Source organism: Dellaglioa sp. CoH-56-MRSF-11 (assembly GCF_056782135.1).
The window spans coordinates 1-268 of sequence record NZ_JBXAYE010000109.1 but is presented as its reverse complement, the minus strand read 5'-3'; the positions used below and the strand labels follow the sequence as shown (position 1 = coordinate 268).

1 protein-coding gene is annotated in these 268 nt (G+C 53.4%); it reads left to right on the top strand.

The window, feature by feature from the left end:
- The coding region (locus AC1RPT_RS08035) for a hypothetical protein (RefSeq protein ID WP_481763028.1) at positions 1-268 on the top strand (268 nt) is incomplete at both ends.

The window sequence follows — 268 nt, the reverse complement described above, 5'->3', positions numbered from 1 at the left end:
ATATTCCCTTTGCAGACCTAATCAACGGAAACGGATTTGGTGACAACGGCCCTGTTCTTGAAGAGACGGTCAATCAGGTTCTTGGGGATATGGATACAGGTCTTACAGGGTACGCCGATTCCAGTTGCCCGATTTGCTTCGGCAGTAACTTCATCGGCGGTTACACTCCGTATAAGGGGCACCGGCAGGTGCTGGTGGTTACCGACGTACAGGTGCGAAACGGTGAGCTGGATATGCTCAGCAGCCCTATGCGTGCTCACTGCACTGG